Here is a 19,444-nt window from a genome sequence, read left to right on the forward strand (position 1 = left end):
CCCCGAGTTTTTTAAATTTTTTAAATGCGGCGTTATGCCATCGGATTCGGAGCAAATCAAAGTTTTTTCGCCAGCGCCTCCGCCTCGACGTCGACAGTCGTGCGATTGCGCAGCCGCAAACGGTGCTCGCGATGGATGATGTAGAGGCCGCTGGCGACGATGATTGCAGCGCCAACCAGCGTCCAGCGGTCGGGAAATTGGTGGAAAATGATCCAGCCGGACAGGATCATCCAGACCATTTGCGAATAGGGGTACGGCGCCAGCGCCGTGGTGGTCGCCAGGCGGTAGGCCTGCACCAGCATCCAGTGGCCGCCGGCGCCGAACACGCCCAGCATCACCAGGATGAACCAGTGCCAGCCATCCTGCGGTAGCGAATGCGAGAACGGCAGCATCGGCAAAAGCAGCACGGCCGGCGCCAGCGCCGAAAACAGGATCAGGCTCTCCGAGCTTTCGCTGGCCGACATGCGCCGCGTCATGATGACGTAAAAGGAGTTCGACAGCATCGAGCCGAGCGCAAACAGATGTCCGACGCCGAAAACGCCGACGCCCGGCCTTGTGATGACGAGCACGCCGACAAAGCCCGACAGGATCGCCAGCCAGCGCCGCCATCCCGCCCATTCGCCAAGCAGCGGTCCGGCAAGGGCGGTGATCACCATCGGGCCGAAGAAGTAGATCGAGGTGGTTTCGGCCAGTTGCAGGGTTTTGAGCGCCATGACGTTGCACATGGTCGAGCCGAACAGCAGCCCGCCGCGCAGGATATGGGCTGGCAGGTTGTTGGCGCGGAAGCGCGACGGCTCACGCCAGCCGCGCAGAAAGACGCCGACAAGCAGGACATGGACGGTGAAGCGGGCCCAGGCAACGATCAGCGCCGAAACGCCGGCCAGCACCAGATATTTGCTCGACGTGTCGAGGAAGGTGAAAAACACATAGGTCGAAAGCATGAACAGCATCGCCGCGGGCGGCGTTGCGCTGTCGTCTTGATTTTTGGGAACGCTCAAGGTCGGGCCGAGGAAAAGGTAGACGTCACCCTTTTGCGGCAACTACCGCCAGCCATCAAGCCAAAAGCGACTGGCCCAACAAGCGCTCCGCACAGGCTTAGCTCTCGTCTTGCACGTCGTTATCCATAACTTCAACGATCTGGCCGACCCCAGGCGGTCTTTTCACTTCGAAACCTTTCTTGTTTGGTAGGCTGATCAAAGAGCGGGAGGACGGCGTGCCGAATCGATGGATTGAGACCTTCCAAGGCGAACGTCAGCGCCAGTTATACAACCTTTACAGCAAGGAATGGTGGACGAACGGCCGACAGTTTGAAGATGTAATCAGGATGGTTGAGCACTCCGACTTAGCAATCGGCCTTTGCTCGGATAGTGACCAGCTGGTCGGATTCGCCCGCGTGCTGACGGACTACACGTTCAAAGCGATGATTTTCGATGTGATCGTGCACTCTGATTTTCGTGGACAACGGCTTGGACAGGCAATCATAAGGCGGATCATTGACCACGAAACACTGACAGACGTGCGCAGTTTTGAACTCTACTGTCCCGAAAACCTGATCCCGTTCTACAGCAAGCTGGGCTTTGCAAAAAGGAACTGCAAGTCTCTTGTTTCGAGAACGGTAAGCGTTCGCCTGCCAAACTGTGATGGGCGGCCATTGTTCTTTGCATCAGGCAAGCATGCGGGCGCCCTTGGTGATTTTGTCGACCAGCTTCCTTTCGGCGCGCAGCGCGATGCCGACGATCTTGGCGTCATCTGGCGCAAACTCGGCGAAGACGGAACGGTTGGCGACGTCGTGGCCGGTGGCAAACATCTCTTCGACATAGGCTGACGTCGTCACGCCGCGTTCCAGCGTCCTCCGGTGGATCGCATTGAGCGTCGGACCATCCGCCGACAGCACGATGACCGGCTGGATCGACAGCGGATTAAAGACATTGCCGGCGCGGTCGCGATAGGGTTCGCCGATGATGTCGGGAAATTGCGCGACGATGCCGCTGGTCAGGAACGCGGTGACGTTGAGCTTCTGCCAGCCCGCGAGATCGTCCCTCAGCACGATTGCAAATTTTGTATCGAACACCAAAATGAGGACTCCGGGAGTTGGCCCGCAAAGGGCAGGGTAGGCGATGGCGCAGGGTCTAAACGGTGAGGCGACACAAGGTCTTGAACGTTCGTGCGCGGATGAGGACCGGATCGTTTCAGCGCGGGGCAGCACCGGCATCGAGCGCATCGAGGCGCATTTCCATGGCAACGCCTTCGACCTGCACCGCCACGACACGCTTGCCGTCGGTGTGACGCTTTCCGGCGTGCAGCGCTTCCACTACCGGGGCGCCGTCAACCACAGCCTGCCCGGCCAGGTGATCGTGCTGCATCCAGACGAAGTCCACGATGGCGGCGCCGGCACCGAGGATGGCTTGCGCTACCGGATCCTCTATCTGGAGCCGTCGCTGCTGCTCGACTGCCTCGACGGCGCGCCGCTGCCCTTCGTCACGGATGCGGTGGTGAGCGATGCCGCCTTGCGCGGCACGCTGCTTTCGGCCTTGTCGCCGCTCGACGAGGAACTGGACGGGCTGTTCGTCGCCGATTTCGTTGCGGAGCTGGCGCAGCATCTCGGGCGTCATGCGGGCCAGTCGGCAAAGCCGATGGGAAAGACGGCCTGGCGCGCCGCAGCACTGGCGCGAGACTATCTCGAGGAGAATGCCGAGCGGCCCGTCCGTTCCGACGAGCTGGAGGCTGTCACCGGGCTCGACCGTTATGCGCTGTCACGCCATTTCCGCGCGACCTATTCCACCAGCCCGCATCGTTTCCTGCTAATGCGCCGGCTGCAAAAGGCAAGGCGGATGATAGAGGCTGGGGAGCCGCTGGCCGAAATCGCCGTTGGCGCCGGCTTCAGCGATCAGAGCCATTTCAACAGACATTTCAAGAAAGCATTCGGCCTGACGCCCGGCCGCTGGTCGGCATTGGTGCGCGGACCTTCGATGGCGGCTTAGCTCAAGACGTGCTGATCAATCGTCGATGTCGGTCTCGTCGTCGACGAGCACCAGTTCCTCGTTCGACAGATTGGCTTCGATGCGGGCGAGAAGCTTGAACAGCGTCTTCTGTTCTTTCTTGTCGAGGCCCTTCAACGCCTGCTTTTCGGTCTTCTTCACCGATTTCTCGATGGCGTGGATGATTTCGCGGCCGGTGTCGGTGAGGAAGATATGCGCCTGGCGGGCATCCGCAGAAGAGGCGCGCTTTTCCAGAAAACCCTGCGCCTGCAAGCGGTTGATAGTCTTGGTGATGGTCGGCGGGCGCACGCCGAGGCGGCCGGCGAGGTTGCCCGGCGTCTGGCCGTCCTCGCGGTCGAGCGTCAGCATGATCTGGTCCTGGCCGGCATAGAAGCCGTGCGCTAGAAGTCTTGCCGCCAGCGCGGTCCTTGCCAGCCTTGCCGCCGAATGCAGCCGGCTCATCGTTGCAGTCTTGTCCGCCTTGGCCATGGTGATCCCTCTTCGGCCGTACCGGTGCGTGCAGCATAGACGCAGCCGGCCGGTTGGCAATCGACGATCAAAAAGATTCCGGCTTTCGAAACAGCTTTGCCGGCAAGCATTTGTGGTGCCCACCGTGGTGATGCCAGATGTTTATTTCAGTTAGATGACAAACGAGTTTCCGCCAAGGCGTTTGCAGTGGTTTGAGACGGCGCGGCTTTGTACAGGTCAACGAAGAGGCGTTCAGGCGACGCGCTGGATGATCGGCATCCCTACCACACTGCCTGTTCGGGGGATGTTTCGGTTCACCCACCCGCTCCGTCACCTCTGGGTCAAACGCCCAGGCGGTTTGCCCCGTGCAAAAGGCCGGCACACATCCTATATCAGGCCAACAATCCCTTCGTGCGGCCCGGAATTTCGCGGCCCAGTCATTCGAGGCAAGACATGAGCGATGCACAGACGACGCAGATCCCCGTGACCGTTCTCACCGGCTATCTCGGCGCCGGCAAGACGACCCTGCTCAACCGCATCCTGTCGGAAAACCACGGCAAGCGTTACGCTGTCATCGTCAATGAATTCGGCGAGATCGGCATCGACAACGAGTTGATCGTGGAATCCGACGAGGAAATCTACGAAATGAACAATGGCTGCGTTTGCTGCACGGTGCGCGGCGATCTGATCCGCGTCGTCGAAGGCCTGATGCGCCGTCCCGGCCGTTTCGACGCCATCGTCGTCGAGACCACCGGCCTCGCCGACCCGGTGCCGGTGGCGCAGACCTTCTTCATGGACGACGACGTGCGCTCCAAGACCAAGCTCGACGCTGTCGTGGCGCTGGTCGACGCCAAGCATCTGCCGCTCAGGCTCAAGGACTCCAGGGAAGCCGAGGACCAGATCGCCTTCGCTGACGTCGTCGTGCTCAACAAGACCGACCTGGTCACGCCGGAAGAACTGGCCAAGGTCGAAGCGACCATCCGCGCCATCAACCCGGCGGCCAGGATTCACCGCACCACGCGCGCCGGCGTGGCGCTGTCCGAAGTGCTCGACCGCGGCGCGTTCGACCTAACGCGCGCGCTGGAGAACGACCCGCATTTCCTCGAAGCGCACGATCATGATCACGACCACCATGACCACGACCATGATCACCACGATCATGACGGCCACGATCATCACCATCACCACGATCACGCGCATCCCTCCGACATCCATGACGTGACGGTACAGTCGGTGTCGCTGCGCGGCGGCGAGATGGACCCGAAGAAATTCTTCCCGTGGATCGAGAAGGTCACCCAGATGGAAGGCCCCAACATCCTGCGGCTGAAAGGCATCATCGCGCTCAAGGGCGACGACGAGCGCTATGTCATCCAGGGCGTGCACATGATCATCGAAGGCGACCACCAGCGCGCCTGGAAAGATGGCGAAAAGCACGAGAGCCGGCTGGTGTTCATCGGCCGCGAATTGGACGCCGAGCGGCTGAAGAAGAGTTTTGACGCCTGCCAGGCGGCTTGATTTCGAAACTCTATGGCGCTAGCGCTGCGCCCTTCTTCCTTCTCCCCTTGTGGGAGAAGGTGGCCGAGCGAAGCTCGGTCGGATGAGGGGTGTTCCAGCTTGGCATCGACGGCGATCCGTCCAACACCCCTCATCCGTCTCGGCGCTGCGCGCCGATCCACCTTCTCCCACAAGGGGAGAAGGTTGGCGCCACGCCTGGCCGCGCCAGCGGCTGCCCGGGGATGGCGACAAATTCATTGGAATGGATGTGATGCCCACAGTTGCCCCGCTTGATCTCGATGGCCATTGCCTTGCCGCCGTCTTCCTCGACAACGTGCCGCATTTTGCGCTGGCCGATGGCGCCGTTCATCGGCTCGACAATGGCCACAAGACAATTCAGGCCAATGACGGCCTGCTTTCCACGTTCCATGACGTCGCCAACGATAGGCTGATCACCGGTGGTGAGGACGGCAAGATTTTTGCCGTTTCCGCAAGCGGCAATGTCGGCGAACTGGCGAGCGCCGGCAAGAAGTGGATCACCAGCGTCGCCGCCGGGCCGCAAGGCGCCATCGCCTTTGCCTCGGGCAAGACCGCCTTCGTGCGCTTTGCCGATGGCAAGACCCGCGAATTTGCCCATCCGCGTTCGGTCGAGGGGCTGGCCTTCTCGCCCAAGGGCATGCGCTTCGGCGTCGCCCGCTACAATGGCGCGACGCTGCATTTCCCGGCCGCCGAGGGCAAGCCGGTGGAGCTCGAATGGGCAGGCGCCCACACCGGCATTACCTTTTCGCCCGATGGTGCCTTCCTGGTCACCACCATGCAGGAAAACGCGCTGCATGGCTGGAAGCTTGCCGACGGCAAGCACATGCGCATGACCGGTTACCCCGGCAAGGTCAAAAGCCTGTCATGGAGCGTGAAGGGCAAATGGCTGGCGAGCTCCGGCGCGCCGGCGGCAATCGTCTGGCCGTTTTCGGGCAAGGACGGCCCGATGGGCAAGGCGCCGCTGGAGCTCGGCACCCGCGGCAACGCCATGGTGACGTCAGTCGCCTGCCATCCGAGCCAGGATGTCGTGGCCGTCGGCTATGATGACGGCATGGTGATGGCTGTACGCTTTGCCGACGCCAAGGAAGTGCTGTTGCGCCGCCCGGGCAAAGGCGCCATCACCTCCATGATGTGGGACAAGGAAGAGCGACGCGTCGCCTTCGGCAGCGCCGCCGGCGACTGCGGCGTCATTGATATCTCGGCCTGAACTCACTGCGCCCGCGCGGCCAGCCGGACGGGCTTTCTCCGCAGCGACAGCCCGTCGCGCATATTGAGCGACAAAAGGATGATGTTGACGGCACCGGCCGTCAGTTCGATCGCCTGGACGATTGTGAACAGGGTGTCGAAACGCCCGGCATCGGCAAGGTTGCTGAGCAAGACAGCTGAGGGCACCAGCACCAGCAGCCCGTTGGCGGCGATGATGCGCATGCGCCGTTTCTTGCGCGCGACGACCGGGCTCCTCCACCCCTTGCCGAGCGAGAAGCCGGACGCGCCGGCGATGATCATCGCCGGGATGAGCACGGCCATGCCGGCCAGCACACAGTTTTTGACCGTTGTGACCGCGGCCGCGTCGCCAAACAGCTCTACTGTGGCCGTCGACAGCCAGAAGACCGAGACCGTGATGAGCGCGATGGCGCCCGCCGCTGCGTGAATCCAGGTTGTCATCGTCATCTCCATAGCAAGCTATATATCATTGCATAGCATGCTATTCAACTGTTATCCAGTCCCATGGCCTTTCAGAAAGAACGATCCGCCGGATTCCTGGCCAACCACATGGCACGGCTGTTCGCCAACGGACTGCAGCAGCGCATCCGGCCGCTCGGTCTGGCGCCGGCTCAGTTCATGGCGCTGCTGGCTCTGTGGGATGAAGATGGCCTGACGCAACGCGAACTCGTGCAGCGGCTCAGCGTCGAGCAGGCGACGATGGCCAACACGCTGATCCGTATGGAACGTGACGGGTTGATCGAGCGAAGGTCTCACCCCGAGGACGGGCGCTCGCAATCGATCCATGTCACCGCTAAGGCCATTGCCCTGCGCGAACCAGCGACACAGGCGGCGCGTTCACAGAACGAAGCAGCTTTGGTCGATCTAAGCGAAGATGAGCGGCTGGTGTTTCTCGACCTGATGCGGCGCGCCATCGCGTCGATGCAGTCGGACTGACAGCAGATCAAGAAGAGCTATTCGGCCCCGCACGAGACCTTGCCGGTGACTTCAACCGGCTTGCCATCCTGGTCCGTATCCGCCGCGGCGTCATAGATAGCAAGCGTGTACTGGCCGTCATAGACGCCTTCGTCAGTGGTCTTGGTCAGGATCGTCAGTTCGACCGAGTTGAAGCGTTGCGCGGCTTCGTGCTCGCGGTAGATGTTCAGCCGCAATTCCTTGTCGTCCAGCCAGTACTGCGTCAGGTTGGAATCCTCGAACACGGTCTTGCGCAGGCTGTCACCGTCGGGGCGGCCGAGAATTTCGAGATCTCCACGAAAGTTGAAGGTCGGCCCGCCCATGCCTCGGGTGACGCCGGCTTCGACCTCGAATTTTGCCGCCTTGTCATCGGCGGAACACCAGATGCCACCCGACGCGAAGGCCGCGCCAGCCGACAAAAGCAACATCGCCGAACAGATTATCGTCCGCATTTTCTCCCCCAGAACCAAATGCCTAAGCGTATTGGCACCGGGCTTGGCCTCAAGGTCAAGCGCCAGCCGAGTGCTGCTGAACCAATGCAGTGCAGCCCGGCGGCCAATTGCGGTTTGAGATGGCGATTGGCTAGAGTGGTGGCCGAGAGGGGATTTTCATGCATACAACCGACCATTCAGGCCTATCGATCGGCGGCATCAGCCGTGACCGCATCGCCAGGCTGCGCGAGAGTGAGGCAGAAGCCTTCCGCAAGGCGCGGCCGAAATCGGCAGCCAAGGTGGGCAACGGCCTGCCTGGCTTCTTCGGCGGCGTGCCGATGCACTGGATGAACGACTGGCCGACGCCGTTCCCGATCCTGGTCGACAGCGCCAAAGGCGCCACCATCACCGACATTGACGGCAACAGGCTCGACGATTTCTGCCTGGGCGACACCGGGTCGATGTTCGGCCACTCGCCGCCGCCGGTGGCGCGCGCCATTCGCCGCCAAGTCGGGCGAGGCCTGACCTATATGCTGCCTTCGGAAGACGCGCTGGCGATCGGGCCGCTGCTTGCGCAGCGCTTCGGCCTGCCGTTCTGGCAAATCGCGACGACGGCAACCGACGCCAACCGCTTCGCGCTGCGGGTTGCCCGCGCAATCACCGGTCGCGAAAAGATCCTGGTTTTCAACGGCTGCTATCACGGCTCGGTCGACGATACGATGGTGCGGCTGGTCGACGGCAAGCCTATCAATCGGCCCGGGCTGGCGGGCGAATTCCGCGACCTGACCAAGACGGCGAAGGTCGTCGAATTCAACGATGTCGCCGCGCTTGAAGCAGCGCTGAAAGACAAAGATGTCGCCTGCGTCATCGCCGAGCCGGTGCTGACCAATTCCTGCATGGTGCTGCCCGATCGCGGTTTTCATGACGCGCTGCGCAAACTGACGCGCGCGGCCGGCACGCTGCTTCTGATCGACGAGACCCACACAATCTCCACCGGCCCCGGCGGCTACACCAGGAAATTCGGACTGCAACCCGACCTGTTCGTGCTCGGCAAGCCGATCGCCGGTGGCGTGCCGGCGAGCGTGTGGGGGATGAGCGACGAGGTCGCCAACCGCTACGCCGACTACAACAGAACCAAGCAACCCGGTTATTCCGGTATGGGCACGACGCTGTCGGCCAATCCTTTGCAGTTCGCAGCCATGCGCGCGACGCTGGAAGAAGTGATGACGCAGGAAAATTATGACCGGATGGACCGCCTGGCGCTCCGCCTCGACGCCGGGCTGACCGGGGTCATTGACCGCTACAACCTGCGCTGGCATGTTGCCCGCGTCGGCGCTCGCGTCGAGTTCATCTGCGCGCCCGGTCCGCTGCGTAATGGCGCCGAGGCCGAGACTGCGCATGCGCCGGAGCTTGAAGCGGCTGTTCACGTCGCGCTGGTCAACCAGGGCGTGCTGATCGCGCCCTTCCACAACATGATGCTGATCTCGCCGGCCACCACCGGCGCCCAGGTCAACCGGCTGATCACCGCCTTCGCCACGGTTGCGGCAAGGCTGACGGCATGAGACAAGCGACTGAACGGGCGGCTAACGAACGGCCTGCCAAGCAAACCTTGAGTACAGCAATCATGACTTCACCTTCGGGCTCGACGCTCGCCGAGGCGCAAGCCTTTCTCGACGCCCATCCTGAAATCGAAGCCTTCGATATCGTGCTGACCGACGCCAATGGCGTCGGTCGCGGCAAGATCGTGCGTCGGCATGAGCTGAAAAGCATTTATGAGGGCGGCCGCCACATGCCGATCTCGATCCTCGGCCTCGACATCACCGGCGAGGATGTGCACGAGACCGGGCTGATCTGGACGACCGGCGACGGCGACCTAAGGGCATGGCCGATCCCCGGCACGCTGGTGCCGCTCTATGGCACGAGCCCGCCGCGCGGCCAGTTGCTAATGGCGATGTACCATCTGGACGGACAGCCAATGTCGTCGGACCCGCGGCTGGCGCTGGCCCGGCAGGTCGACATATTGGCCGCCAAGGGCCTCTACCCCGCCGGCGCCTTCGAGCTCGAATTTTTCCTGCTTGCCAATGAGCGCGACACCGACGGCAAGGTGAAGCCGGCCGACGCCGTGCTCGACGGTCGCCGCTCGGCCAAGACCGAGGTCTATTCCGTCGACCATCTGCATGGTATGGAGCCGCTGTTTTCCGACATCTATGCAGCGGCCAAGGCGCAAGGCATTCCGGCCGAGACTGTGATTTCCGAATATGCGCCCGGCCAGTACGAACTGACGCTGAACTACCGCAAGGATGTGATGCGGGCGGCCGACGACCTCGTCATGCTGAAGCGGCTGGTGCGGGCGCAGGCGCGCCGGCACGGCGTTACCGCCTGTTTCATGGCCAAGCCGATCGAGAAATATACCGGCTCCGGCATGCATTTCCATGTCTCGCTGCAGGACAAGGCCGGCAGGAACGTGTTTGCCGAGGCTGGCGGCGAAAGCTGGTCGCTGCCGCTGCTGCAAGGGCTCGGCGGGCTGATCCAGACCATGGCCGAATCGATGCTGGTGTTTGCGCCGCACGCCAATTCGTGGCGGCGCTTCGTCTCGCAATCCTATGCGCCTGTGGCGCCGACATGGGGTGTCAACAACCGTTCGGTGGCGCTGCGCGTGCCGGCGGGCGATGCAAAAAACCGGCGCATCGAGCACCGGCCGTCGGGCGTCGACGCCAATCCCTATCTGATCGCGGCGACGGTGCTGGCCGGCATCGTCAAGGGGCTGGACGAAGGCCTCGACCCCGGCCCCGAGACGACCGGCAACGGCTATGAAGCCGCCGTCACGCGCACGACCATGCCGGTCGACTGGCGCGCCGCGATTGAGGCGGCGCGGGCATCGAGCTTCCTGAAAGAGGCGCTGGGCGAGGATCTGCATCGCACCTTCGTGGCGATCAAGCAGTCGGAGTATCTGCGCGTCGCGCGCACCGTCAGCGAACTCGACTACCACCTCTATCTGCACGAGGTGTGAGAGACCTGACGATCAGGCGCAAAAGGAGATGCCGAAGAAATATTGGCGGAACCTTCCGGAGGCCTCGCTCATTCCAGATCTGATCGCAGGCGCGGACGAGGCCGCCAAGCATATGATTGCCAGAATGCCGACGACGCCGGCGCCGCACCACGCCAGGGTGCAGGCCAGGCATTGGCCGAAGCGCGAGCCGGCCGAGGCGCCGGATGATGACGCCAACACCCTTTCCGAGTTGCGCGAAGCCGCGAAGAGTTGCCGCCGCTGCCCGCTGTGGCGCGACGCGACGCACACCGTGTTCGGCGAGGGGCCTGACAACGCCAAGGTGGTCTTCGTCGGCGAACAGCCGGGCGACCAGGAGGATCTCGCCGGTAAACCGTTTGTCGGCCCGGCAGGCAAAGTCTTCAATGCAATCCTCGATGACGCCGGCGTCGACCGGCAAAAGGTCTACGTCACCAATGCCGTGAAACACTTCAAATTCGAACCGCGCGGCAAGCGCCGCATCCACTCCAAGCCGAATGCCGGCGAGGTTCAGGCCTGCCGCTGGTGGATCGGCAAAGAATTGGAGCTGATCAAGCCGGGCCTCGCCGTGGCACTTGGCGCAACGGCGGCCTTGTCGCTGCTGGGCAAGGCTATTCCCGTGACGAAAATGCGCGGTCAGGTGATCGAGCGCGAGGACGGGTTGCGCGTGTTCATCACCATCCATCCGTCTTTCATTTTGCGCATCCACGAGCCTGCGGACAAGGAAGCCGAGCGCGAAAGGTTTTTGCATGACATGAAGCAGGTCAAGCGGCTGATGGCGGCTTAATCAGGCGACGGTCGGCGCCGCCCCTCATTGCCCTGCCGGGCATTTCTCCCCGTATAGTGACGGGGAGAAAGACGCTGTGACCGCGGCTTTCGCAAATCGTCAACGTCGCAAGAAGAGCGCGAAGGCGCGGCCAGTTTCCTTCTCCCCGTCACTATATGGGGAGAAGGTGCCGGCAGGCGGATGAGGGGCAGCGCCGACTCTTGTGCAGACAGGTAACGAGACGTGCTCTACCGGATCAGAATGGCCCGGAGATCGTTGACATTGGTACCGGTCGGCCCTGGCACGAACAGATCGTCAACCGCATTGAACGCCGTCCAGGCATTGTTCCCCGCAAGCATCGCCTTGGCGTCGACGGCGGCTGAACGCATGCGCGCCACCGTCGAACCATCGGCGAAGGCGCCGGCATTGTTCTCCGAACCATCGATGCCGTCGGTGTCGGCGGCCAGTGCGTGAATGCCTTCCACGCCGCTGATGCCGATGGCGAAGGCGAGCAGGAACTCCGAGTTGCGACCGCCCTTGCCCTTGGCCCTTAGTGTCACTGTGGTCTCGCCGCCGGAGAGGATCAGCACCGGCTTTTGAAATGGCCGGTTGCGCGTCGCCACTTCGCGCGCGATCGCCGCATGGACACCGCCAACCTCGCGCGCTTCACCCTCGATGGAATCGGAGAGGATGACTGCCTCGATGCCATGGCGCCTGGCTTCCGCCGCTGCCGCTTCAAGCGACACGCCGGCCGAAGCGATCAGATGCACTTCGTTGCGGTCGAAGACTGGATCGTTCGGGCTTGGCGCGTCGGCCACCGGCGAGTTGATATGCGCCATGACGGCGTCCGGCAATTTCATGCCATAGGCAGCGATCGAGGCCAGCGCGTCCTCGCGGCTGCCTGAATCGGCGACGGTCGGGCCGGAAGCAACCAGCGCCGGATTGTCGCCGGGAATGTCGGAGACGACCAGCGACACCACCCTGGCCGGATACGCAGCCGCAGCTAGCCTCCCACCCTTGATGGTGGAGACATGCTTGCGGATGGTGTTCATCGCCGCGATCGGCGCGCCGGAGGCGAGCAGCGCCTCGTTGACGGCAATCTCGTCGGCCAGCGTCAGGACGCCGGCAGGCGACGGCAGCAGCGCCGAGCCGCCGCCCGAAATCAGCGCCACGACCAGATCGTCTGAGGTCAGCCCCTGCACCTTCTCCAGCAGGCGCCGCGATGCCTCAAGCCCGGCGGCATCAGGCACCGGATGCGCCGCCTCGATGATCTCGATGCGCTCGCATTTGGCGCCGTAGCCGTAGCGGGTGACGACCAGCCCTTCGATCGGACCGTCCCAGACCTTCTCGAACGCCGCCGCCATCTGCGCCGAACCTTTTCCGGCGCCAATCACGATGGTGCGGCCTCTAGGTTTCGCCGGCAGATGATCCCGGATCGTGCGTTCGGGATCGGCGGCAGCAACGGCGGCGTCGAAGATGGAGATGAGGAAGGATTTGGGTTCGAGCACGGTCATTCCGCAGCCAGCGCCAGTCCACGCTTGTCGACGCCGAGATGATCGCACAGCGCATCGACGACGACGCCATGGTCCTGGCGCTCCGGCAGGCCGGAGACCGTAATCGCGCCAATGACGCCGGCGCCTTTGACCGTCACCGGAAAACCGCCTCCGGCCAGCACATAGTCGACAATGTCCAGCCCTTCGCCGATCTTGAAAGTGCGGTCCGGCCGCTGCTGCTCCAGCACCAGGCGGTAGGTGCTTTTGAGGTAGCGCTTAACGACATTGATCTTGCGCCGCGCCCAGTCGGGGTTGGAGGCATTCGAGCCCGGCATCGCGGCATAGAACAGCGGCCGGTCCCACAGCCTGATGTCGACGATGATCGGCAAATGGTCAGCCAGCGCCCGCTTGCGGATCGCGACGCCGATCTTGAAGGCCACTGCCTCGTCGAAGGCCGGGAAGACCAGCGTCTCTTCCTGTTTCTGGATCAGAGCGATGTCGTCCGCAGCGGCCATTTTCTTTCTCCGAAATAGTCACACGTCGTGTGTACGACAAGGACTGCCCGGTCAAGCTCCCGTTGCGGCGGTCGTCCTGCCCCGCCAGCGTCGACCCCCACTCCGTCGAGCTGCGGTCCCTCCCCTGGGGGGCGGGTCTTACCCCGCGATCATGTCACTCTTCGCGGGCCTTCCCGCAACATAGACCTCACGCACCGCGCGATCGTCACCCAGCGTCTGCAGCAGGAACAGTTCCTCGGCCAGCGTTTCGACCGTCTCCATCCGCAGCCGCATCGCCGGCGTGGCGCGGGCGTCGAGCACGGTGATGTCGGCGTCGGTGCCTTTATCCAGCGTGCCGACCCTTTCCGCCACCGACAGCGCCTCGGCATTGCCACGCGTGATCTGCCAGAAGGATTGGAACGGGTTCAGCTTCTCGCCGTTCAGCGCGATCACCTTGTAGCCTTCGTCCATGGTGCGCAGCATCGAATAGTTGGTGCCGCCGCCGACATCGGTGGCAGCGGCGATGCGCAGCGGTTTGTCGCGGCGGCGGAAGCGCTGATAGTCGAACAGGCCGGAGCCGAGGAACAGGTTCGACGTCGGACAGAACACTGCGACCGACCCGGACTCCGACAGCGCATCCGCCTCGCGCTCGGACAGATGGATGCAGTGGCCGAACAGGCTCTTAGGCCCCAACAGCCCGTATATTTCGTAGACATCGGTATAGTCGCGCGCCTGCGGATAGAGCTTTTGCGTGAAGGCGATCTCGGCGTGGTTTTCCGACAAATGCGTCTGCATGTGCAAATCGGGATGTTCGCGGCAGAGCGTGCCGGCCATTTCCAGCTGCTCGGGCGACGAGGTGATGGCGAAACGGGGCGTGATCGCATAAAGCTGCCGGCCTTTGCCGTGCCATTCCGCAATCAGCGCCTTGGTGTCGTCATAGCCGGATTGCGGCGTATCAAGCACGCCGGCCGGCGCATTGCGGTCCATCATCACCTTGCCGGCGATGTTGAGCATGCTGCGCGCATGCGATTCCGCGAAGAAGGCTTCGGCGGACGCCTTGTGCACCGAGCAGTAGGCGGCGACCGTCGTGGTGCCATGGCGTACCATTTCGTCCAGGAACAGCCGGGCGATGCGACGGCCGTGCTGGGCATTGGCGAATTTGGTCTCTTCGGGAAAGGTATAGGTGTTCAGCCAGTCGAGCAGCTCGGCGCCATAAGAGGCGATGACCTGCATCTGCGGAAAATGCACATGGGAGTCGATGAAGCCCGGCAGCAGCAGATGCGGCCGGTGGTCGATTTTCTTTACGCCTTCGCCCGCTTGTTTCTCGATCTGTGCGTAGGCGCCTGCGGCAACAATTCGGCCATCGCGGATCAGCAGGCCGCCATCCTCCTCGTAGCGCCAGGCAGCATGATCGTCGATGGCTTCGGGCCAGCGCAAAAAGCTCAGCGTGCGGCCGCGCAGAAGTGTGGAGGTCATGCTTATTTTCCTGCGCCTTCGAACCAGGCGACCAGCAGCGCCCGCTCCTTGTCGCTGATCTGGGTGATGTTGGCCGGCGGCATGGCGTGGCTGCGCCCGGCTTGCAGATAGATCTCGCGGGCATGCTCGGCAATGCCGGCATCGGTGTCGAGCATCACGCCCTTGGGCGCGTGGTAGATGCCCTCATAGACCGGCTCGGCGGCATGGCACATCGAGCAGCGGCCAAGCACGGTGTCGCGCACGGCCGGGAAATGTGAAGACGCAATGTAGACCTCGGCCGTGGCGGACACCTTGGGCTCGCCGGTCAGCACCTTCGGCGCCGTCGACAGCCAGATGATGATCATGAACAGCACGGCGGCCGCCATCCAGGTCCAGTGCGGGTTGCCGGCACGCTTATGCACAGTGTTGAAATAGTGCCGGATCAAGACGCCGATGATGAACACCAGCGAGGCGATGACCCAGTTGAACTCGGTCGCGAACGCCAGCGGATAATGGTTCGACAACATCAGGAACAGCACGGGAAGCGTCAGGTAGTTGTTGTGCAGCGAGCGCTGCTTGGCGATCTTGCCGTATTTCGGATCGGGCTTGCGGCCGGCGATGAGGTCGGCGACGACGATCTTCTGGTTGGGGATGATGACCATGAAGACGTTGGCCGACATAATCGTGGCGGTGATGGCGCCGAGATGCAGGAAGGCGGCGCGGCCGGTGAACAGATGCGTCAGCCCCCAGGCGATGAACACCAGCACGCCGTATAGCACCAGCATCAGGCCGGTGTCGCTTTTGCCGAGTGGCGAACGGCAAAGCAGATCGTACACCACCCAGCCGACGCCGATCGTGGCCATCGACAACAGGATGCCCACAGGTACCGACATTGGCAGCACGTTGGGATCGATCAGGAACAGGTCGGCGCCGGCATAGTAGACCACGCACAGCATGGCGAAGCCTGACAGCCAGGTGGCGTAGGATTCCCATTTGAACCAGGTCAGATGCTCGGGCATTTCGGCAGGCGCCACCAGATATTTCTGGATGTGGTAGAAGCCGCCGCCATGCACCTGCCATTCCTCGCCGAAGGCGCCGACCGGCATGCCGGGACGCTGGCGCAGGCCGAGATCGAGCGCGACGAAATAGAAGGACGAGCCGATCCAGGCGATGCCGGTGACGACGTGCAGCCAGCGCACGGCGAAACTCAGCCAGTCCCAGAAAATCGCGAAATCCATCATTTGAAATCGTCCCTGCCGATTGGCTGACTTTACGGTGTGGGGCGCAAACGAAAAGAGGCGAGGTGTACGATGACTTTCAAAAAAAAATGGAAAATAGTAGGTTGATCCCACGAGCCGTTTGAGAGCCACGAAAATCTGATGGCCTATCTCGACAACATCGCCGTCTTTGTTCGCGTCGTCGAGCTTGGCAATCTGTCGGCGGCGGGCCGCGACATGCGCATTTCGCCGGCCGTTGCGTCGAACCGGATCAAGGAACTGGAAAAGCATCTCGGCGTGCGGCTGTTCAACCGCACGACACGGCAGTTGATGCCGACAGAGCACGGCACGGTGTTTTACTCCGGCGCCAAGCAGGTACTGGAAGCGATCACCGAGGCGGAAGCCGCTGTCTCGGCGCTCTCCGGCCAGCCGCGCGGCACAATCCGGGTCACTGCGCCGCTCGGCCTCGGGCGGCGGCTGGTGGCCTCGGGCATTCCGGACTTTCACGACAAATACCCCGATATCGAGGTGCGGCTCAGGCTCTCCGACCACAATATCGACATCATGAAGGAAGGCATCGACGTCGCCTTCAAGCTCGGCATCATCGAGGATTCCAGCTTGAGAATGCGCGGCATCATGGAATGCGAGCGCGTGCTGGTGGCAGCGCCGAAATATCTGGAAGCGCGCGGCGAACCGGTGGAGCCGCAGGAACTGATCGGCAAGAAGCACGATTGCCTGATGCTGCGCTATTCCGGTGCGCGCGAATATGTCTGGACGCTGCAGACGCCGAACGGCCCGCAGAAATTCGAAGTCCACGGCCCTTACGACACCGACGATGGCGATGTGCTGACCGGCTGGGCGCTGTCGGGACGCGGCATCATCAACAAGCCGCGCTTCGAGGTCGAACCCTTCATTCGCGACCGGCGGCTGCAGGTGATCCTGGCCAGCACGCCGCCGACGCCGGTGCAGTTCGCTGCTGTCTATCCGCACAAGAAGCTGCAGGATCCCAAGGTGCGGCTGCTGCTCGACTTCATGGCCGAGCGCTGCCAGCGGCTGATCAAGGATCTTCTCGCCGGCAAATAGGCTGGCGGGCACGTGATGGGCCGTTGGCCCAGTCGCAAGGGTTGCCTTACACGCAAGCGACTTTAGGTTTGCATACTCCGCCTCGATGGCCCCGCGCCGACTGACGAGCAAACCACAATGCATCTCGCCGTTTCGCTCAACATTGCTTCCGGGCAGCCGCTCGCCTTCAGCGACCTCGCCAGCTTTGCCAAGCAGGCGGAGGCTGTCGGGCTGGACGTGATTATCCTCGATGATACCGTGCCGGACAGCGGCGGATCGGAGAGCCCTTTCGAAGCGACGACCTTGCTGGCGGCGCTGGCGACGGTGACGAACCGGATAGGTCTTGTTGCTGCCGCTTCCACCGTCGCCCACCAGCCCTACAATCTGGCGCGCCGCTTTGCTTCGCTCGACATCATCAGCCATGGCCGCGCCGGCTGGAACGCCACCGTGGTGCAAAACTCGCGCGAAGCGGGCAATCTCAGCCGTCCCGAGGGGTTTTCCGCCGCCGATTTTCGTCGCCGCACCGAAGAATATATCGGCATCGTCCAGGGCCTATGGCAGGGCTGGGATGCGGATGCGCTGCTGTTCGACAAGGTCGGCGGCCACTTCCACGATCCCAGCAAGATGCATCTGCTCGACCACAAGGGCGAGTTCTTCTCGGTGCGCGGACCGCTGAACGTCGCGCGCTCGCCGCAGGATACGCCAGTGCTGGTGCTGTCGGATGTGTCGGAGGGCGATCTTGATCTTGCTTCCCGCACCGCCAATGTCGTCTTGCTGGACGAGGTTGAAGACACCAAGGCGCACTACGACGACCTCAAGCGCCGCGTCGCCGCATGCGGGCGCGATCCTGATGCAGTGAAGGCGCTTGTGAACGTCAGCGCCAATGGACCGGATATCAGTCCCGATAGGTTGGAAGAGCTGTTCCGCTCGAAAAGCTGCGACGGGTTTAACATCGCGACGCCGCCTTCCGCGCTCGACGGTTTCGTCGGCCGCGTGCTGCCCGAATTGCAGCAGCGCGGCCTTGTCCGGCGGGATTATCCTGGAACGACATTGCGCTCGCATCTCGGACTTGCTGGAGCAGCGCAATGAACCGCCAGATGAAGCTCGGCGCCTTCCTGTGGGCGACGGGCCATCACATCGCCGCCTGGCGCCATCCCAAGGCGCATGTCACGGCCGGCATCGACATCGACCACTACATCCAGCTGGCGCGCACGGCGGAAGCGGCAAAATTCGACATGATCTTCTGCGAGGACGCCGCCGGTCTGCGCGAAGCCAATGTCGGCATCGCCAGCCAGACCTCGCGCTCGATCGGCTTCGAACCGATCAGCCTGCTGTCGGCGCTCGCCGTCCAGACCAGCCGCATCGGCCTCGTCTCCACGGCCTCGACCAGCTACAACGAACCCTATGGCCTGTCGCGCACCTTCCTGTCGCTAGATCACTTAAGCGGCGGCCGGGCCGGCTGGAACCTGGTCACATCGGCCAGCCCCATCGAAGCCGCCAATTTCGGCGCGACGGGCCTCAAACCCCACGCCGACCGCTATGAGCGGGCGCGTGAGTTTGCCGAGGTGGTGACCGGACTTTGGCAAGGCGGCAGCTTTCCCGGCCATGACGGCCAGAGTTTCTCGGTACGCGACCCGCTCGACCTGCCGCGCTCGCCGCAGGGCGCACCGGTGATGGTACAGGCCGGCGCCTCGGATGTCGGCCGCGACCTGGCTGCCCGCACCGCCGATGTGGTGTTCACGGCGGCGCAGACCCTCGAAGAGGCGAAGGCCTTCTACGACGACCTCAAGGGCCGCATGGCGGCCTATGGCCGCGAGCCCGACGACATCAAGATCATGCCCGGTGTGTCGCCCGTGGTGGCTAAAACCGAGGCCGAGGCCCGGGAGAAGCACGAGGAGTTGCAAGCGCTCATCCCCGACGATGTCGGTCTTGCCTTGCTGTCCAGCTATCTCAGCATCTCCGATCTTTGGCGCTATCCGATCGATGGACCTATGCCGGAACTGCCGGAGACCGAGGGCATGAAAAGCCGCCAGGCGCTGGTTGTCGAGCAATCGCGCCGCGATGGCCTTTCCATCCGCCAGCTTGCCCGTCATTTCGCCGGCGCGCGCGGCCATTGGCGTATCGTCGGTACCCCGGCGCAGATCGCCGACGAGTTGCAGGCGCGGTTTGAAGGCGGCGGGGCCGACGGCTTCAATGTCATGCCGTCATATTTCCCCGGCGAGCTCGATGCGTTCGCCACGCTGGTGGTGCCCGAACTGCAGCGGCGTGGCCTGTTCCGCCGGGAGTACGAGGGTAGCACTCTACGCGAGCATCTGGGGTTGAAGCGGCCGGCGTAGCTGTGGCG

At 63.0% G+C, this 19,444-nt stretch carries 19 protein-coding genes and 1 pseudogene; 11 read left to right on the forward strand and 9 right to left on the reverse strand.

Features of this window, described 5'->3' with window-relative positions:
- Positions 1-56 precede the first annotated feature (56 nt).
- Positions 57-941 carry a DMT family transporter gene (locus ACYHH6_RS06595; RefSeq protein ID WP_352582468.1) on the reverse strand — a complete coding sequence of 295 codons (885 nt, stop codon included), beginning with the start codon at positions 939-941 and terminating at the stop codon, positions 57-59.
- 272 nt (positions 942-1,213) lie between these two features.
- On the opposite strand from ACYHH6_RS06595, the pseudogene ACYHH6_RS06600 reads away from it, so the two are divergent.
- A pseudogene (locus ACYHH6_RS06600) lies at positions 1,214-1,525 on the forward strand (GNAT family N-acetyltransferase); the annotation flags it as partial.
- A gap of 138 nt (positions 1,526-1,663) precedes the next feature.
- On the opposite strand, the gene ACYHH6_RS06605 reads toward ACYHH6_RS06600, so the two are convergent.
- Positions 1,664-2,071, reverse strand: a complete 408-nt coding sequence (locus tag ACYHH6_RS06605; protein ID WP_352582466.1) for a DUF2000 family protein — start codon at positions 2,069-2,071, stop codon at positions 1,664-1,666.
- A gap of 46 nt (positions 2,072-2,117) precedes the next feature.
- Here ACYHH6_RS06605 and ACYHH6_RS06610 point away from each other — a divergent pair, with 46 nt between their 5' ends.
- Positions 2,118-2,981 carry an AraC family transcriptional regulator gene (locus ACYHH6_RS06610; RefSeq protein ID WP_352582464.1) on the forward strand — a complete coding sequence of 288 codons (864 nt, stop codon included), beginning with the start codon at positions 2,118-2,120 and terminating at the stop codon, positions 2,979-2,981.
- Positions 2,982-2,996: 15 nt separating this feature from the next.
- Here the strand turns inward: ACYHH6_RS06610 and ACYHH6_RS06615 are convergent, their stop codons facing one another.
- Positions 2,997-3,467, reverse strand: a complete 471-nt coding sequence (locus tag ACYHH6_RS06615) for a MarR family winged helix-turn-helix transcriptional regulator (protein ID WP_112621551.1) — start codon at positions 3,465-3,467, stop codon at positions 2,997-2,999.
- 432 nt (positions 3,468-3,899) lie between these two features.
- Between ACYHH6_RS06615 and ACYHH6_RS06620 the strand changes: the two genes are divergently transcribed.
- Entirely contained in the window at positions 3,900-4,961 is a 1,062-nt protein-coding gene (locus ACYHH6_RS06620) for a CobW family GTP-binding protein (protein WP_352582462.1), read from the forward strand.
- A gap of 250 nt (positions 4,962-5,211) precedes the next feature.
- On the forward strand, positions 5,212-6,186 hold the full coding sequence (locus ACYHH6_RS06625; protein ID WP_352582460.1) for a WD40 repeat domain-containing protein: 975 nt from the start codon (positions 5,212-5,214) through the stop codon (positions 6,184-6,186).
- Between the two features lie 2 nt (positions 6,187-6,188).
- Here ACYHH6_RS06625 and ACYHH6_RS06630 read toward each other — a convergent pair whose 3' ends face one another.
- The gene (locus tag ACYHH6_RS06630) at positions 6,189-6,644 is read right to left on the reverse strand and encodes a hypothetical protein (protein WP_352582459.1); all 456 of its coding nucleotides are present in this window, start codon (positions 6,642-6,644) and stop codon (positions 6,189-6,191) included.
- Between the two features lie 63 nt (positions 6,645-6,707).
- On the opposite strand from ACYHH6_RS06630, the gene ACYHH6_RS06635 reads away from it, so the two are divergent.
- Entirely contained in the window at positions 6,708-7,139 is a 432-nt protein-coding gene (locus ACYHH6_RS06635) for a MarR family winged helix-turn-helix transcriptional regulator (protein ID WP_352582457.1), read from the forward strand.
- A gap of 17 nt (positions 7,140-7,156) precedes the next feature.
- Here ACYHH6_RS06635 and ACYHH6_RS06640 read toward each other — a convergent pair whose 3' ends face one another.
- Positions 7,157-7,609, reverse strand: coding sequence for a hypothetical protein (locus ACYHH6_RS06640; RefSeq protein ID WP_352582455.1), 453 nt, complete (start codon positions 7,607-7,609; stop codon positions 7,157-7,159).
- Between the two features lie 158 nt (positions 7,610-7,767).
- Between ACYHH6_RS06640 and ACYHH6_RS06645 the strand changes: the two genes are divergently transcribed.
- From ACYHH6_RS06645 to ACYHH6_RS06655, 3 genes are all read left to right on the forward strand, one after another.
- On the forward strand, positions 7,768-9,150 hold the full coding sequence (locus ACYHH6_RS06645) for an aspartate aminotransferase family protein (RefSeq protein ID WP_352582453.1): 1,383 nt from the start codon (positions 7,768-7,770) through the stop codon (positions 9,148-9,150).
- Positions 9,151-9,212: 62 nt separating this feature from the next.
- The gene (locus tag ACYHH6_RS06650) at positions 9,213-10,598 is read left to right on the forward strand and encodes a glutamine synthetase family protein (protein WP_352582451.1); all 1,386 of its coding nucleotides are present in this window, start codon (positions 9,213-9,215) and stop codon (positions 10,596-10,598) included.
- 28 nt (positions 10,599-10,626) lie between these two features.
- Entirely contained in the window at positions 10,627-11,400 is a 774-nt protein-coding gene (locus tag ACYHH6_RS06655; protein WP_352582449.1) for a UdgX family uracil-DNA binding protein, read from the forward strand.
- Between the two features lie 227 nt (positions 11,401-11,627).
- On the opposite strand, the gene ACYHH6_RS06660 is transcribed toward ACYHH6_RS06655, so the two are convergent.
- From ACYHH6_RS06660 to ACYHH6_RS06675, 4 genes are all read right to left on the reverse strand, one after another.
- Positions 11,628-12,893 (reverse strand): glycerate kinase type-2 family protein, encoded by a 1,266-nt coding sequence (locus ACYHH6_RS06660; RefSeq protein WP_352582448.1) that lies wholly within the window; start codon positions 12,891-12,893, stop codon positions 11,628-11,630.
- Positions 12,890-13,387 (reverse strand): heme-degrading domain-containing protein, encoded by a 498-nt coding sequence (locus ACYHH6_RS06665; RefSeq protein WP_112567441.1) that lies wholly within the window; start codon positions 13,385-13,387, stop codon positions 12,890-12,892. Before ACYHH6_RS06665 ends, ACYHH6_RS06660 begins: the two co-directional genes overlap by 4 nt.
- A gap of 138 nt (positions 13,388-13,525) precedes the next feature.
- Positions 13,526-14,842, reverse strand: coding sequence for a guanine deaminase (gene guaD / locus ACYHH6_RS06670; RefSeq protein WP_352582446.1), 1,317 nt, complete (start codon positions 14,840-14,842; stop codon positions 13,526-13,528).
- A gap of 2 nt (positions 14,843-14,844) precedes the next feature.
- Complete coding sequence (locus ACYHH6_RS06675; RefSeq protein WP_352582444.1) at positions 14,845-16,062, reverse strand: urate hydroxylase PuuD; 1,218 nt, start codon at positions 16,060-16,062, stop codon at positions 14,845-14,847.
- Positions 16,063-16,200: 138 nt separating this feature from the next.
- Between ACYHH6_RS06675 and ACYHH6_RS06680 the strand changes: the two genes are divergently transcribed.
- The 3 genes from ACYHH6_RS06680 (at position 16,201) to ACYHH6_RS06690 (ending at position 19,436) form a co-directional block, all read left to right on the forward strand.
- The gene (locus ACYHH6_RS06680; RefSeq protein ID WP_352582442.1) at positions 16,201-17,121 is read left to right on the forward strand and encodes a LysR family transcriptional regulator; all 921 of its coding nucleotides are present in this window, start codon (positions 16,201-16,203) and stop codon (positions 17,119-17,121) included.
- Between the two features lie 117 nt (positions 17,122-17,238).
- Entirely contained in the window at positions 17,239-18,189 is a 951-nt protein-coding gene (locus tag ACYHH6_RS06685; RefSeq protein ID WP_352582440.1) for an LLM class flavin-dependent oxidoreductase, read from the forward strand.
- Positions 18,186-19,436, forward strand: coding sequence for an LLM class flavin-dependent oxidoreductase (locus tag ACYHH6_RS06690; RefSeq protein ID WP_352582438.1), 1,251 nt, complete (start codon positions 18,186-18,188; stop codon positions 19,434-19,436). Before ACYHH6_RS06685 ends, ACYHH6_RS06690 begins: the two co-directional genes overlap by 4 nt.
- Positions 19,437-19,444: the final 8 nt, after the last annotated feature.

The organism is Mesorhizobium sp. P171375 (genome assembly GCF_057786075.1).

Excerpts from the sequence above, each read along its gene's own strand:
- ACYHH6_RS06635 (WP_352582457.1), top strand. The coding sequence starts at position 6,708 with ATGGCCTTTCAGAAAGAACGATCCGCCGGATTCCTGGCCAACCACATG.
- ACYHH6_RS06660 (WP_352582448.1), bottom strand. The coding sequence starts at position 12,893 with ATGACCGTGCTCGAACCCAAATCCTTCCTCATCTCCATCTTCGACGCC.
- ACYHH6_RS06690 (WP_352582438.1), top strand. The coding sequence starts at position 18,186 with ATGAACCGCCAGATGAAGCTCGGCGCCTTCCTGTGGGCGACGGGCCAT.
- guaD (WP_352582446.1), bottom strand. The coding sequence starts at position 14,842 with ATGACCTCCACACTTCTGCGCGGCCGCACGCTGAGCTTTTTGCGCTGG.
- ACYHH6_RS06615 (WP_112621551.1), bottom strand. The coding sequence starts at position 3,467 with ATGGCCAAGGCGGACAAGACTGCAACGATGAGCCGGCTGCATTCGGCG.
- ACYHH6_RS06665 (WP_112567441.1), bottom strand. The coding sequence starts at position 13,387 with ATGGCCGCTGCGGACGACATCGCTCTGATCCAGAAACAGGAAGAGACG.
- ACYHH6_RS06650 (WP_352582451.1), top strand. The coding sequence starts at position 9,213 with ATGACTTCACCTTCGGGCTCGACGCTCGCCGAGGCGCAAGCCTTTCTC.
- ACYHH6_RS06620 (WP_352582462.1), top strand. The coding sequence starts at position 3,900 with ATGAGCGATGCACAGACGACGCAGATCCCCGTGACCGTTCTCACCGGC.
- ACYHH6_RS06685 (WP_352582440.1), top strand. The coding sequence starts at position 17,239 with ATGCATCTCGCCGTTTCGCTCAACATTGCTTCCGGGCAGCCGCTCGCC.
- ACYHH6_RS06645 (WP_352582453.1), top strand. The coding sequence starts at position 7,768 with ATGCATACAACCGACCATTCAGGCCTATCGATCGGCGGCATCAGCCGT.
- ACYHH6_RS06680 (WP_352582442.1), top strand. The coding sequence starts at position 16,201 with ATGGCCTATCTCGACAACATCGCCGTCTTTGTTCGCGTCGTCGAGCTT.
- ACYHH6_RS06640 (WP_352582455.1), bottom strand. The coding sequence starts at position 7,609 with ATGCGGACGATAATCTGTTCGGCGATGTTGCTTTTGTCGGCTGGCGCG.
- ACYHH6_RS06625 (WP_352582460.1), top strand. The coding sequence starts at position 5,212 with ATGCCCACAGTTGCCCCGCTTGATCTCGATGGCCATTGCCTTGCCGCC.
- ACYHH6_RS06630 (WP_352582459.1), bottom strand. The coding sequence starts at position 6,644 with ATGACAACCTGGATTCACGCAGCGGCGGGCGCCATCGCGCTCATCACG.
- ACYHH6_RS06655 (WP_352582449.1), top strand. The coding sequence starts at position 10,627 with ATGCCGAAGAAATATTGGCGGAACCTTCCGGAGGCCTCGCTCATTCCA.
- ACYHH6_RS06595 (WP_352582468.1), bottom strand. The coding sequence starts at position 941 with ATGCTTTCGACCTATGTGTTTTTCACCTTCCTCGACACGTCGAGCAAA.
- ACYHH6_RS06675 (WP_352582444.1), bottom strand. The coding sequence starts at position 16,062 with ATGATGGATTTCGCGATTTTCTGGGACTGGCTGAGTTTCGCCGTGCGC.
- ACYHH6_RS06610 (WP_352582464.1), top strand. The coding sequence starts at position 2,118 with ATGGCGCAGGGTCTAAACGGTGAGGCGACACAAGGTCTTGAACGTTCG.